General features: G+C 69.6%; 11 protein-coding genes. 6 read left to right on the top strand and 5 right to left on the bottom strand.

Features of this window, described 5'->3' with window-relative positions; all coding sequences use genetic code 11:
* From ACIBX3_RS33495 to ACIBX3_RS33505, 3 genes are read right to left on the bottom strand one after another with little or no spacing between them, the layout of a single operon-like run.
* Positions 1-663: an ABC transporter permease gene (locus tag ACIBX3_RS33495; RefSeq protein ID WP_397124050.1), complete on the bottom strand. Its 663-nt coding sequence runs from the start codon at positions 661-663 to the stop codon at positions 1-3.
* Positions 660-1,307: an ABC transporter permease gene (locus ACIBX3_RS33500; RefSeq protein ID WP_397124051.1), complete on the bottom strand. Its 648-nt coding sequence runs from the start codon at positions 1,305-1,307 to the stop codon at positions 660-662. The genes ACIBX3_RS33495 and ACIBX3_RS33500 overlap by 4 nt, the downstream gene beginning before the upstream one ends.
* Positions 1,304-2,392, bottom strand: a complete 1,089-nt coding sequence (locus ACIBX3_RS33505; protein ID WP_397124053.1) for an ABC transporter ATP-binding protein — start codon at positions 2,390-2,392, stop codon at positions 1,304-1,306. Before ACIBX3_RS33505 ends, ACIBX3_RS33500 begins: the two co-directional genes overlap by 4 nt.
* A 114-nt stretch (positions 2,393-2,506) precedes the next feature.
* On the opposite strand from ACIBX3_RS33505, the gene ACIBX3_RS33510 reads away from it, so the two are divergent.
* The 5 genes from ACIBX3_RS33510 to ACIBX3_RS33530 all read left to right on the top strand — a co-directional run bounded on the left by ACIBX3_RS33510 (position 2,507) and on the right by ACIBX3_RS33530 (position 9,157).
* A complete protein-coding gene (locus ACIBX3_RS33510; RefSeq protein ID WP_397124055.1) occupies positions 2,507-4,021 on the top strand; it encodes an aromatic amino acid ammonia-lyase in 1,515 nt (504 codons plus the stop codon).
* Between the two features lie 18 nt (positions 4,022-4,039).
* Positions 4,040-4,900 (top strand): MurR/RpiR family transcriptional regulator, encoded by an 861-nt coding sequence (locus tag ACIBX3_RS33515; RefSeq protein WP_397124057.1) that lies wholly within the window; start codon positions 4,040-4,042, stop codon positions 4,898-4,900.
* Between the two features lie 71 nt (positions 4,901-4,971).
* Positions 4,972-6,645 (top strand): urocanate hydratase, encoded by a 1,674-nt coding sequence (gene hutU, locus ACIBX3_RS33520; RefSeq protein WP_397124059.1) that lies wholly within the window; start codon positions 4,972-4,974, stop codon positions 6,643-6,645.
* Between the two features lie 35 nt (positions 6,646-6,680).
* Positions 6,681-7,829: an allantoate amidohydrolase gene (locus ACIBX3_RS33525; protein WP_397124274.1), complete on the top strand. Its 1,149-nt coding sequence runs from the start codon at positions 6,681-6,683 to the stop codon at positions 7,827-7,829.
* Complete coding sequence (locus ACIBX3_RS33530; protein ID WP_397124061.1) at positions 7,826-9,157, top strand: formimidoylglutamate deiminase; 1,332 nt, start codon at positions 7,826-7,828, stop codon at positions 9,155-9,157. The genes ACIBX3_RS33525 and ACIBX3_RS33530 overlap by 4 nt, the downstream gene beginning before the upstream one ends.
* Positions 9,158-9,167: 10 nt before the next feature.
* Here ACIBX3_RS33530 and ACIBX3_RS33535 read toward each other — a convergent pair whose 3' ends face one another.
* Both ACIBX3_RS33535 and ACIBX3_RS33540 read right to left on the bottom strand, forming a co-directional pair.
* Entirely contained in the window at positions 9,168-11,435 is a 2,268-nt protein-coding gene (locus ACIBX3_RS33535) for an arylsulfatase (protein ID WP_397124063.1), read from the bottom strand.
* 267 nt (positions 11,436-11,702) lie between these two features.
* Positions 11,703-11,978 (bottom strand): ACT domain-containing protein, encoded by a 276-nt coding sequence (locus ACIBX3_RS33540; RefSeq protein WP_397124065.1) that lies wholly within the window; start codon positions 11,976-11,978, stop codon positions 11,703-11,705.
* Between the two features lie 207 nt (positions 11,979-12,185).
* Between ACIBX3_RS33540 and ACIBX3_RS33545 the strand changes: the two genes are divergently transcribed.
* Positions 12,186-12,647: an Lrp/AsnC family transcriptional regulator gene (locus ACIBX3_RS33545; protein ID WP_397124067.1), complete on the top strand. Its 462-nt coding sequence runs from the start codon at positions 12,186-12,188 to the stop codon at positions 12,645-12,647.
* Positions 12,648-12,684 lie beyond the last annotated feature (37 nt).

Genomic DNA, 12,684 nt, shown 5'->3' on the forward strand with positions numbered 1-12,684 from the left:
TCAGGTAAGGCGGTGGCGGAAGAGGATTCGGTGAATTCCGGCGAGGACGAGGTCGACGGCCACGGCGAGTGCCGCGACGAGGACGGCGCCGCCCAGCACCTGGGTGAGGTCGCGCTGGGCGAGCCCGTCGAAGATGTAGCGGCCGAGACCGCCGAAGCTGACGTAGGCGGCGATGGTGGCCGTGGCGATGACCTGTACGGCCGCCAGACGCAGCCCTGTCATGATCAGCGGGGCGGCGAGTGGGATCTCCACCCGCCACAGGGACTGGAGCCCGGTCATCCCCATGCCGCGGGCGGCGTCCTTGATGTCCGCCTCGACCGCGGCCATGCCCGCGTAGGTGTTGGTCACGATCACTGGGATGGCCAGCGCGACCAGGGATACGTACACCGGGGTCATGCTCAGGCCGCTGACCAGGAAGACCAGCGTGACGATGCCCACGGTCGGGAGGGCACGGCCGAAGCCCGAGAGGTTGATGGCGAAGAACGCGCCTCGCCCGGTGTGGCCGATGAGCAACCCGACGGGGAGGGCGATGAGAGCGGCGACGAGAGTGGAGAGAAGGGAGTACTCCACGTGCTCCAGCAGCCGCCGGCCGATGCCCTCCGGGCCGGCCCACTGGCCGGCGGCGGTCAGCCAGGAGACCAACTGGGCGAAGAGATCCATCATGCGCCTGCTCCCTTGCGAGTCCAGGGGGTGCAGAGCCATTGCACGAGGACGAGCACCGCGTCGGCGGCCAGCGCGAGCACCAGCGTGAGGACGACTCCAGCGAGCACGGGGGTCGGGAAACTGCGCTGGAAGCCGTCGGTGAACAGCTGCCCGATGCCGCCGTAGCCGATGTAGCTGGCCACGCTGACCAGGGAGATGGTCATGACGCTGGCCACCCGGACCCCAGCCATGATCACCGGCAGGGCGAGCGGGAACTCGACTTTCACCAGCGTGCCCAGTCCGCTGATGCCCATGGCGAGAGAGGCCTCCCGGACCTTGACGGGCACGCTGTCGAGTCCCTCGACGGTATTGCGGAGCAGCACGACCAAGGTGTAGACGGTCAGGCCGGCGATCGCCGTGGTCCTGGTCAGTCCCGTGATCGGCAGTAACAGGACGAACAGGGCCAATGACGGCACCGTGAACATGATGTTGGAGATCCCGAGCAGGATTCCGCGGAGCGGACGGATCCGATGAGCGATCACGGCGAGCGGCAGCGCGATCAGCAGGCCGAGCAGTACGGCGGGCACCGCCGTCGCCAGGTGGTCCAGCGTGAGCGCCAGCAGGTCATCGGTGTGCGTGGCGAGCCATTGCCATTCGATGATCATGCGAGGCTCCGCTGATGGGCGTGCACGACGTCATCCCTGGAAACCCCGACGAGCACGCCCGCCGCGTCCACCCGCACCGCCATCCCGGTGGGGGAGGAGACGGTCTCGTTGAGCGCGGAGAGCAGCGAGTCGGAATCGGTCAGGCCGCGTACCGGTGTGAGGGCCGCCTGCCCGATCGAATCCGACCCGTCAAGCGCGTGGACGTCCAGCCAGCCCGCGGGTTTGCCGTCGGGGGACACCACGAGCAGCCACCGCCCCGTCGCCTCCGCGCGCGCCTGCGCGGCCGTGTCCGTGGTCCGCACCGTTGTCGCCGGCTCGTACGGCACGTCCTGCAGCGATATGAGGGAGAGCAGTTTCAGCCCGCGTTCGGCCCCGAGGAATCCGGCCACGAAGTCGTCGGCCGGCTGGGCGAGCAGTTCGGCGGGCGGGGCGCATTGCACCATGTGCCCGCCGGTGCGGAAGACCGCGATGCGATCGCCGAGCCGTACGGCTTCGTCTATGTCGTGGGTGACGAAGACGATGGTCTTGCGCAGCTCGGCCTGGAGCCGGATCAGCTCGTCCTGGAGCAGGGTCCGCACCACCGGGTCGACGGCGCCGAACGGCTCGTCCATGAGCAGGACGGGAGGGTCGGCGGCGAGTGCTCGGGCGACGCCTACACGCTGTTGCTGGCCGCCGGAGAGCTGGTGGGGGTAGCGCTTGCCGGAGTCGGCGGACAGGCCGACGACCTCCATCAGCTCGGCGGCGCGGAGGCGAGCCTTGCGCCGGCCCCAGCCGAGCAGCGTCGGCACGGTGGCGATGTTGTCCAGGACCGTACGGTGCGGGAACAGGCCTGCCTGCTGGATGACGTATCCGATGCCGCGCCGCAGCTGGGCCGCGGGCAGCTCGCGCACGTCGCGTCCGCCCAGACTGACCGTTCCCGAGGTGGGATCGACCATCCGGTTGATCATCCGGAGCGTGGTGGTCTTGCCGCAGCCGGACGAGCCGACGAGCACCGTGATGTGTCCCTCGAGAAACTCCACGGAGAGGTCGTCAACGGCTGTGGCGCCGTTCGGGAACCTCTTGGTGACGGACTCGAATCGAATCATGGACACCCACCCTTGCCGAGTCTGCATGTAGTCATGCAGACTCATGGACGAATGAAGATATGTCAAGCATTTTGATTTGCGCAGGTTAAGGGCGTGTTACGAGGAGTTGAGAATGTGGAGTCTCGGATAGTAGGCATCGATGTCCCACAGATCGAACTCGACGGACACGGTCTCGACAGCGAGACGGTTGCGCTGATCGCTGACGGCGAGGCCTGTGTGGAGGTGTCCCCGCACGCCTTCTGTCAGGTCGAACAGTCGTGGCGGAGGGCGTGCGACCTCGTCGCCACCGGGCGCGTCTACGGGCGCAGCACCGGCGTCGGCGCCAACCGCGTCCTGGATGTCGATCCGGCCGACCTCGGCCTGCACGGTCTGCGCCTGCTTCGCAGTCATGCCGGCGGGATAGGGGAGCCCCTGCCGGCCAGGCAGGTCCGCGCGATGATGATCGTCCGGCTCAACCAACTCCTGGTGGGAGGCGCCGGGCTCCGTCCCGAGGTGGTCCAGGGGCTCACCGCGGCGGTCAAGGCCGGAGTGCACCCGCTCGTGAACGAGTACGGCGCGGTCGGCACCGGCGATCTGGCCGCGCTGTCCCAGCTCGGCCTGGCCCTTGCCGGAGAGCACCCCTGGCAGGGCGGCCGTACCCCGCCGCCCGCGATCGGTCTCGAAACCGGCGACGCGTTGGCCCTGATCAGCAGCAACGCCCTCACCCTCGGACAGGCGTCGCTGGCCCGCCACAGCCTGGACCGCCTGCTCAGGGGCGCCCACGTGGTGGCCGCGCTCTCCCTGCTGGCCGTCGACGGCTCGCTGGAGGCTTTCGCCGAGCCGGTGCACGCGGCGCGGCCGCATCCGGGCAACGTCCGTGCCGCCGCCGAGCTCCGGCGGCTCGTCGGCGCGCCGGCCCGGCCCGGCCCGCCGACCGGCCGCATCCAGGACCCGTACGGCTTCCGCTGCTTTCCGCAGATCCACGGGCCGGCACTGGAGGCCTGCGACGCGCTGGAGCGGGTGCTGGCCATCGAGCTCAATGTCGGTGCGGAGAACCCGCTGATCAGCGCGGACGGCCCGGACGGCAAGCCCGCGGCCTACCATCACGGCGGCTTCTATTCGGCTCACGTGGCGCTCGCGCTCGAGTACATGGTCCTTGCCCTGCTCCCGACGGCGCGGTTGTCCGCGGCGCGGCTGGCGGCCCTGAGCGAGCCGGGCATCACCGGGCTGCGCCCGTTCCTCGCCGGTGGGGCGTCGGCGGGATCCGGGGTGCTCATCCTCGAATACAGCGCGAACGCCGCCATCGCCGAGTTGCGGAACGCGGCGGCTCCGGCCTCGGCCGGCCATGCCGTACTGTCGCGGAGCGTTGAGGAGGCCGCGAGCTTCGCCTCGCAGTCCGCCCGCCAGGTCCTGCGGGCCGTCGAGACGTACCGGCTGGTGCTCGGCTGCGAACTGGTCGCCGCCGTGCGCGCCCTGCGGCAGCGCGGTCCGGACGGCACGAAGCGGGCGGCCTGGGGTGACCGATCGCTGCCGGTCGGCCGCGCGTACGCGCTGGCGGACGCCAAACTTGATCTGTCGATGGAGGACCGGCCGCTCTCGGCGGACGTCTCGGCGGCGGCCGGTCTCCTCGACACCCTGGCCGATCTGTAAACCTCTTGGAGAGTAGTCATGAGCACGGACGATGTCGCGCCTCAGGCCCGCTTGCTGCGCCTGTTCGAAGGGCACCGGCTGACCCCTGCACAGCGGCGGATCGCGCATTGCCTGGTGCAGCACGCCGGCCAGGCGGCCTTCCTGTCCAGCGTGGAAATCGCCGATCTGGCGGGGGTGAGCCAGCCATCGGTGACCCGGTTCGCGATGACCCTCGGGTACGACGGCTACCCCGCGCTGCGTAAGCAGATCCGCGAGCTCGGCCTGCCGGACTCGGCGGCGCCGAGCGGGACGAGCGTGGACGCGGCCCTGAGCGAGCCCCAGCGAGCGGTGCGCGCCGAGATCGCCAATCTCCAGCATCTGGCCGCGGTGCTGTCGGACATGGGGGCGATCGACAAGGCCGCCCGGTTGCTCGCGCCCTCGCGGCCGCTGCTCGTGCTCGGCCTGCGCGCGGCCGCGGCGCAGGCTGCGGGCTTCGCCTACTTCGCCGCCAAGGTCCATCCCGACGTCCGCCTGCTCAACGAGGGCGGTTCCATGCTCGTCGACCGGATCGACCAGGCGGCGGGCGCCGGGGCGACCGCCCTGCTCTGCTTCGCCCTGCCCCGCTATCCCACCGAGCTGATGGACGCCCTGTCCGCGGCCAAGGAGGCGGGGCTGAGCGTGGTGACCATCGCCGACAACGCTTTCGCGCCGTCGGCCGACCTCTCCGACGTGCTGCTGCCGGCGGCGGTCGGCACGGAACTGGTCTTCGACACGGCCTGCGCTCCCATGATGCTGGGCCACGTCCTGCTTGAGGCCATGGTCGACGAGATCCCGGGCGCGGAGGCACGCCTGGAGGCGTTCGAGCACTCGGCGGCCTCGCGTGGATTGTTCACAGAGTAGCTATTGACTGAATCTATTCATTCTCGATAAATATGAATGAATAGATGCCATAGATGGGGAGGGTCAGGAACATGGACCAGAGCAGCGGTCCGCGCCCGGTCCGGGCGCCGCGTGGCACGACGCTCCACACCCGGGGGTGGCAGCAGGAGGCCGCCCTGCGGATGCTCATGAACAATCTCGATCCCGAGGTCGCCGAGCATCCCGACAAGCTCGTCGTGTACGGCGGCACCGGCAAGGCGGCCCGCGACTGGCGCTCCTACGACGCGATCGTCCGCACGCTCGGCACGTTGAAGGCCGACGAGACGCTGCTCGTGCAGTCGGGCCGCCCGGTGGGCGTGATGAGCACGCACGAATGGGCGCCGCGGGTCCTCATCGCCAACTCCAACCTGGTCGGCGACTGGGCCACCTGGCCGGAGTTCCGGCGGTTGGAGCACCTCGGCCTGACCATGTACGGCCAGATGACGGCCGGCTCCTGGATCTACATCGGCACCCAGGGCATCCTCCAGGGCACCTACGAGACGTTCTCGGCCGTGGCCGCCAAGAAGTTCGGCGGCACGCTGGCCGGGACGATCACGCTGACCGCCGGGCTGGGCGGCATGGGCGGCGCCCAGCCGCTGGCCGTCACCATGAACGGCGGGGTGGCCATCTGCGTCGACTGCGACCCGCGATCGATCGACCGGCGCATCGAGCACCGCTACCTCGACGTGCGGGCGAAGGATCTCGACGAGGCGCTGCGTCTCGCCTACGAGGCGCGCGACCAGCGCAGGCCCCTGTCGATCGGCGTCGAGGCGAACGCCGCGCAGGCCGTGCCGGAGCTGCTCGCGCGCGGTGCGGAGATCGACGTCGTCACGGACCAGACGTCGGCTCACGACCCGCTGATGTACCTCCCGATCGGCGTGGCGTTCGAGGACATGGCCGCCGAGGCGGCCAAGGACCAGGAAGGCTTCACGGCCAAGGCCCGCGAATCGATGGCCAAGCACGTCGAGGCCATGGTCGGCTTCCAGGACGCCGGGGCGGAGGTGTTCGACTACGGCAACTCGATCCGGGGGGAGGCCCAGCTCGCCGGGTACGGCCGCGCGTTCGACTTCCCCGGTTTCGTCCCCGCCTACATCAGGCCGTTGTTCTGCGAGGGCAAGGGCCCGTTCCGCTGGGCGGCGCTGTCGGGCGACGCCCAGGACATCGCGAAGACGGACCAGGCGATCCTGGACCTCTTCCCGGAGAACGAGTCGCTGGCCCGCTGGGTCCGGATGGCGGGGGAGCGGGTCCACTTCCAGGGCCTGCCCGCGCGCATCTGCTGGCTGGGGTACGGCGAGCGCGACAAGGCAGGCGACCGGTTCAACGACATGGTGGCCCGTGGCGAGATCTCCGCTCCGCTGGCCATCGGCCGCGACCACCTCGACGCCGGCAGCGTCGCCTCGCCGTACCGCGAGACCGAGGCGATGCTCGACGGTTCCGACGCCATCGCCGACTGGCCGCTGCTGAACGCCATGGTGAACGTGGCCTCCGGGGCGTCGTGGGTGTCCATCCACCATGGCGGAGGCGTCGGCATCGGCCGTTCCATCCACGCCGGGCAGGTCACGGTCGCCGACGGCACACCGCTCGCAGGCGAGAAGATCCGCCGGGTGCTCTCCAACGACCCGGGGATGGGCGTCATCCGGCACGTCGACGCCGGCTATGACCGGGCCGCCGAGGTCGCCCAGGAGCGCGGCGTGCGGATCCCGATGCGCGAAGGCGACGACGCGTGATCGATCTCGAACAGGCCGAGGGAAACTTCCGGGAGATGTGGCGCGAGCTCCTGCCCGTCGGCCGATATGCCGCGACCGGCGGGTATCGCCGCCACGCCTGGACCGCCGCCGACGGCGAATGCCGGGCCTGGTTCAGGGAACAGGCGCTCAAGCGGGGATTGACCTACGAGGTCGACCGGAACGGCAACCAGTGGGCCTGGTCCGGCGACCACACGGCGGGAGACGCCATCGTCACCGGCTCCCACCTGGATTCGGTGCCCGACGGGGGAGCCTACGACGGGCCGCTCGGCGTCGTGTCGGCGTTCGCGGCCCTGGACGTGCTCCGGGATCGGGGCGTCGCCGCCGGCCGCCCGCTCGCCATCGTCAACTTCGGCGACGAGGAGGGCGCCAGGTTCGGCGTGGCCTGCATGGGATCCCGGCTGATGACCGGTGTCCTGGACCCAGGCCACGCGCGGTCTCTCAGGGACGACGGCGGTGTCACGCTCGCCACCGCGATGGAGCTCGCGGGGCAGGACCCCGCCGCGATCGGCCGCGATGACGAACGGCTCGCCCGCATCGCCGCCTTCGTCGAACTCCACGTCGAGCAGGGCCGGAACCTGGGCGACGCGCCGGTCGGCGTGGCGTCGGCGATCTGGCCGCACGGCCGCTGGCGCTTCGACTTCCACGGAGAGGCCAACCACGCGGGCACCACCCGCCTGGAGGACCGCCGCGATCCGATGCCGGCCTACGCCGCCACCGTCCTGAACGCCCGCGAGCAGGCCAAGCTCGCCGGGGCCCTCGCCACCTTCGGGAAAATCTCCGTCGAGCCCAACGGCACCAACGCCATCGCCTCCAGGGTGACCGCCTGGCTGGACTCACGCGCCGCCGACTCCGCCACCCTCGACATGCTGGTGAAAGAGATCATTCACGAGTCGGGGGCGGAGGTCACCCGCGAGTCGTACACCCCGGTGGTCGAATTCGACGGGCCGCTCAGGGACCGCCTGGCCGTGCTGCTCGGCGGCGCCCCCGTCCTGGCGACCGGTGCCGGGCACGATGCCGGCATCCTCGCCTCCGCCGTTCCCACGGCCATGCTGTTCGTCCGGAACCCGACCGGTGTCTCGCACTCTCCGGCGGAACACGCCGAGGACGCCGACTGCCTCGCCGGAGTCGCCGCCCTGGCCGCCGTCCTGGAGGACCTGCTGTGAACGGCCGGTTCTGGGCGAGGTACGCGTGGACCGGCGCCCTGGAGTCCGGCGTTCTCATCGACGTCCGCGCGGGCCGGATCGTGTCCCTTCGAGCCGGCTGCGCCCCCGGCGACGCCGTCGTCCTGGACGGCCTGGTCATCCCCGGGCTGGCCAACGCCCACTCGCACGCCTTCCACCGGGCGCTGCGCGGAGCCACCCAGCTCGGCGGCGGCACCTTCTGGACCTGGCGCGAGACCATGTACCGGGTCGCCGCAGCCCTCACCCCCGACCGGTACCTGGAGCTCGCCCGGGCGGTTTACGCCGAGATGGCCCTGGCCGGGATCACCTGCGTCGGCGAGTTCCACTACCTGCATCACGCTCCCGGAGGCGTCGCCTACGACGACCCGAACGCCATGGGAGAGGCGCTCATCGAGGCGGCCGCCCAGGCCGGCATCCGGATCACGCTGCTCGACACCTGCTACCTCTCGTCGGGGTTCGGCGCCGCACCGGACGAGACCCAGCTCAGGTTCACCGACGGCTCCGGCGGCGCGTGGGCCGAGCGGGTCTCTGGGCTGAAGGAGCGCGGTCACGCCCGCGTCGGCGCGGCCGTCCACTCGGTCCGCGCCGTTCCCGCCGATCAACTCGGCGTGGTCGCCGCGTGGGCGGCGCAGCGCAACGCCCCGATCCACGCGCACGTGTCCGAGCAGCCCGCCGAGAACGAAGGCTGCCTCGCGGCGTACGGCGTCACGCCGACGCGCCTGCTGGCCGATCACGGGGTGCTCGGGCCGCGTGCCACCGCCGTGCACGCCACCCACCTGACCCCGGAGGACATCGCGTTGCTCGGCGGCTCCGCCACCACGGTGTGCATGTGCCCCACGACCGAACGCGATCTCGCCGACGGCATCGGACCCGCCCGTGAGGTGCAGGCCGCCGGGTCGCCGCTGTCGCTCGGCAGCGACAGCCAGGCCGTCATCGACCTGTTCGAGGAGGCTCGCGCGGTGGAGCTGAACGAACGGCTGCGCACCCGTCGCCGCGGCCACTGGACGGCGGACGCGCTCCTGCGGGCCGCCACCGCCGACGGCCACGCGTCGCTGGGATGGCCGGAGGCGGGCAGGCTGAAGGCAGGCGCGCTCGCCGACCTCGTCACCGTCTCCCTCGACTCGGTCCGCACCGCCGGACCGCTGCACGGTGCCGAGACCGCCGTCTTCGCGGCCACCTCCGCCGACGTCAGCGACGTCGTGGCGGGTGGCCGGGTGATCGTACGGCACGGCGTCCACCAACTCGTCCCCGACGTCGCGGGCGCGCTGCGGCAGGCTCTCGCGTGGCCGGGTGAGCGGCAGCTGTGCTGACGGGAGCGAGTCAGTCGATCCGCTGGAAGGGCTCCTTGCCTTCTTCGTCCGGCGCGACTGTGAAGACGACCTTCTCTAACCTTCCGGTGAACGCGAATTCGCCGTCATAGCTGGACGAGGAGGGCGACAGGGTGTCCCGGCCGATGTCGAGGCCCTGCCATCCCAGGAAGTGCGGGAGGACCCGCGGGATGGCCTCGGTGCCGACCGGCTTTCCTGACACGTACAGGTGTCCGACGCCCCGCATGTCACCGGTCTTGACGAATTCGAAGGTCAGCTCCGCCGGGCCGATCGGGAGTTCTTCCGCCGAGGTCACCGCGTACCGGGTGCCGAGGAAGTTGTACTCGTAGACCAGCCGGTTGTCCTTGACGTACAGGACGTATCCGCTGCTGATGTTGCCCAGGGACACCAGGACACCCTCGTCCGACGCGGCGGCCCGGTCGACGAACGCGGTGATGCGGTGCCCGCGGTTCATCACCGGTGGCACCGCGGCGCCGGGCAGATGCGCCATGCCGGGGTAGTAGGTGAACGTGGTGCGCATGCGTGGAGAGCCGGGACGCGGAATCTTCGCCCGGTAGGCGAACCCGTTGTCGTCCAGCGGCAGCACACCGTATTTCCCCGCTTCCACCCAGAAGCGGGAGACCATCTTCTGCAGTTGCCCGGGCCGTGCCTTCGCCAGGTCGTCGCATTCCGAGAAGTCGGTGTCGTGGTGGTAGAGCTCCCATCGGTCCGCGTCGAAGGGCGTTCCGCGTTCGTGGTAGGCGACGGCCTTCCAGCCGTCGTGCCAGATCGCGCGGTGCCCGAACATCTCGAAGTACTGGGCTTCCTTGCGCGTCGGCGCGGCCGGCGAGCCGAAGGTGTAGGCCATGCTGACACCGTGTATCGGCAGTTGCGGGATGCCGTTGTAGACCGCGGGAGCCTGCAGGCCGAGCAGTTCGAAAAGGGTCGGGACGATGTCGGTGACATGGTGGAACTGCTGCCTGATCTCGTCGGTGCGCGGCAGCCCGCGGGGCCAGTGCACGATGAGCGGGCAGCGGACGCCGCCTTCGTGGGTGTTCTGCTTGTAGCGCTTGAACGGCGTGTTGCCCGCCTGTGCCCAGCCCCAGGGGTAGTTGGAATGAGCTCGTGTCGTGCCGATCTCATCGATGCGCGCGACCATCTCCTCCAGGTCCTCGGGGACGCGGTTCTGGAATGCGGTGGGGTTGAGCGAACCCTTCTGCCCGCCTTCCTGGCTGGCCCCGTTGTCCGAGAGCAGGACGGTGATGGTGTTCTCCATCCGGCCTGTCCGCTCCAGGAACTCCATGAGCCGGCCGATGTGGTGGTCGGTGTGGTCGACCATCGCCGCGTAGGCCTCCTGGAGGCGTACGGACAGCTTCTTCTCGTCGTCCGGCAGCTCGTCGAAGGGGACGACCCCGGGGTTGCGCGGCGCCAGTTCGGTGCCGGGCGGCAGGATGCCCCGTTCGATCTGGCGGGCGTGCCGGGTGGCGCGCTCGGCGTCCCAGCCGTGGTCGAACCGGCCTCGGTACTTCTCCAGGTATTCCTGGGGAGCCTGGTGCGGGGCGTGCGCCGCGCCGAACGCCAGGTACAGGAAGAAGGGCTTTTCCGGAGTGACCGAAGTCTGGTCCGTGACGAATTGGATCGCCCGGTCGACCAGGTCCTCACTGAGGTGATAGCCCTCTTCCGGGCTCTTCGGCGGAGCCACGGCGTGGTTGTCGTAGAACAGTTCCGGATAGAAGCTGTCCGTCTCGGCTTCCAGGAATCCGTAGTAGCGCTCGAACCCGCGAGACAGCGGCCACTGGGTGTACGGCCCGGACGCGGTGGTCTCCTCCATCGGCGCCAGGTGCCACTTGCCCACGGCCATGGTGTTGAAGCCGCTGTCGCGCAGCACCTCGGGCAGTGTCGCGGCGGCCTTGGTGATCCGTCCGCGGCCGCTGGGGAAGCCGGTGTCCAGGTTGGACAACATCCGCATTCCGACGGAGTGGTGGTTCCGGCCGGTCAGCAGGGAGGCACGGGTGGGCGAACACAGCGTGGTGGTGTGGAAGTTCGCGTAGCGAAGGCCGCCGGCGGCGAGGGCGTCCATGGCCGGGGTGTCGATGTCCGAGCCGAAGCAGCCGAGGTCGGAGAAGCCGACGTCGTCGAGCACGATCACCACGACATTGGGGGTGTCCTCGGGAAGCGGCTGCGGCTCGGGCCACCACGGAGTCGACTCCTCGTAGGTCATGCCGATCTTGCCGTGGAAAGTACCGCTCGGGGACGGCGGATGCGGAGAGGCGTTGGTCACCCAGGACGCTCCTTTGCGTGGACATTCGAACGTGCGCTGTGCCGGCAGCGGGGGTCCGCACTCATCGCATCTGCTGGGCGGCGCGGCGGTCGGGCGGGCGGAATCCGAAGGCTGGCGCGGCCGGCAATCCCTGGAGGTTCCGAAGAAGATGTCAGTTAACTGGTCCTACCAGTAGCCTGAGTGCAAGTTTGGCCTGCTCCTGTTGCCGTGTCAACCACAGCCATCACCCCACGCCTGCGCGCGGTCCACGGCTTCGGCGAGCCGGCCTCAGGGGAAGGCGACCGCCACGAATGCCCCGCGCCGATGGTGCGACCTGTCGTCGGTGAGGCGGACGACCTTGACGACGTCCAGTGACCGGTTCAAGAACTGAACGAGCTGCCCCAACCTGATCTCGTCTGCCGTGTCCACCTCGACGGTGATCCTCCGCAGCCCGTCGACGGGCGCGGCGACGTTCATGGTGAGCACTTCGAACCGGCGATGCGCCAAGATCGATGCGATTCGAGCGAGCGCCAAGGGCGTGGCGACGGCATCGATGTGCAGCACGGTACCGACATGGTGCGCGTCCGGCTTCACAACTTCAGAGGGGGCAGCGCGTGTTGCTGGTCTTGTCGCGGCTGGCATGAGTGACACAGTTTCAAGGGCCCGATCCGTCCACAACAAAGGTGCGCATGCGATGCGAAGCAGGCTCCTTTCGAGCAGTCCATTCGGGGTGAAGTGAGCATTGAGGGAAGTGCTGCTTACACTTGCGGCATGCCGGCACCCGTACATCTCGACTCGGTCGATCTGCAGATCTTGGACTTGTTGCGAGCCGACGGGCGGCGCACCGTTCGCGACATCGCACGGCTGGTGCAGCTCACGCCGGCGCCGGTCCGCCGGCGCATCGCACGCCTCGAGGAGTCGGGAGTCATCACCGGCTACACGATCACGACGGATCAGGCCAAGCTCGGTCAGGGCCTTCAGGCGGTCACTGAGCTGCGCTTCACGGGCGACACGGACATCCACGACATCGTGGAGTTCGCGTCGACTCTGCCGGAGGTCGACGAGGTGCTGACGCTCACCGGCGACGTGGACGCACTCGTCCGATTGCATGTCGACAATGTCGATGAGCTGCAGAAAGTGGTCAATCGTCTACGTCGTAAGGGTGCCGGTGTGCTGCAGACGAAGACGCTGATCGTCATCGCCTCCTGGCAACGCGGAACTCCCGTGCCCTGAGATCAGACGTGACGAGTCACCGCGTCGGCGTTGTCCG

Origin of the sequence: Nonomuraea sp. NPDC049480 (assembly GCF_044465905.1) — a bacterium.
Taxonomy (GTDB): domain Bacteria; phylum Actinomycetota; class Actinomycetes; order Streptosporangiales; family Streptosporangiaceae; genus Nonomuraea.

Excerpts from the sequence above, each read along its gene's own strand:
- ACIBX3_RS33495 (WP_397124050.1), bottom strand. The coding sequence starts at position 663 with ATGATGGATCTCTTCGCCCAGTTGGTCTCCTGGCTGACCGCCGCCGGC.
- ACIBX3_RS33500 (WP_397124051.1), bottom strand. The coding sequence starts at position 1,307 with ATGATCATCGAATGGCAATGGCTCGCCACGCACACCGATGACCTGCTG.
- ACIBX3_RS33505 (WP_397124053.1), bottom strand. The coding sequence starts at position 2,392 with ATGATTCGATTCGAGTCCGTCACCAAGAGGTTCCCGAACGGCGCCACA.
- ACIBX3_RS33515 (WP_397124057.1), top strand. The coding sequence starts at position 4,040 with ATGAGCACGGACGATGTCGCGCCTCAGGCCCGCTTGCTGCGCCTGTTC.
- hutU (WP_397124059.1), top strand. The coding sequence starts at position 4,972 with ATGGACCAGAGCAGCGGTCCGCGCCCGGTCCGGGCGCCGCGTGGCACG.
- ACIBX3_RS33525 (WP_397124274.1), top strand. The coding sequence starts at position 6,681 with ATGTGGCGCGAGCTCCTGCCCGTCGGCCGATATGCCGCGACCGGCGGG.
- ACIBX3_RS33545 (WP_397124067.1), top strand. The coding sequence starts at position 12,186 with ATGCCGGCACCCGTACATCTCGACTCGGTCGATCTGCAGATCTTGGAC.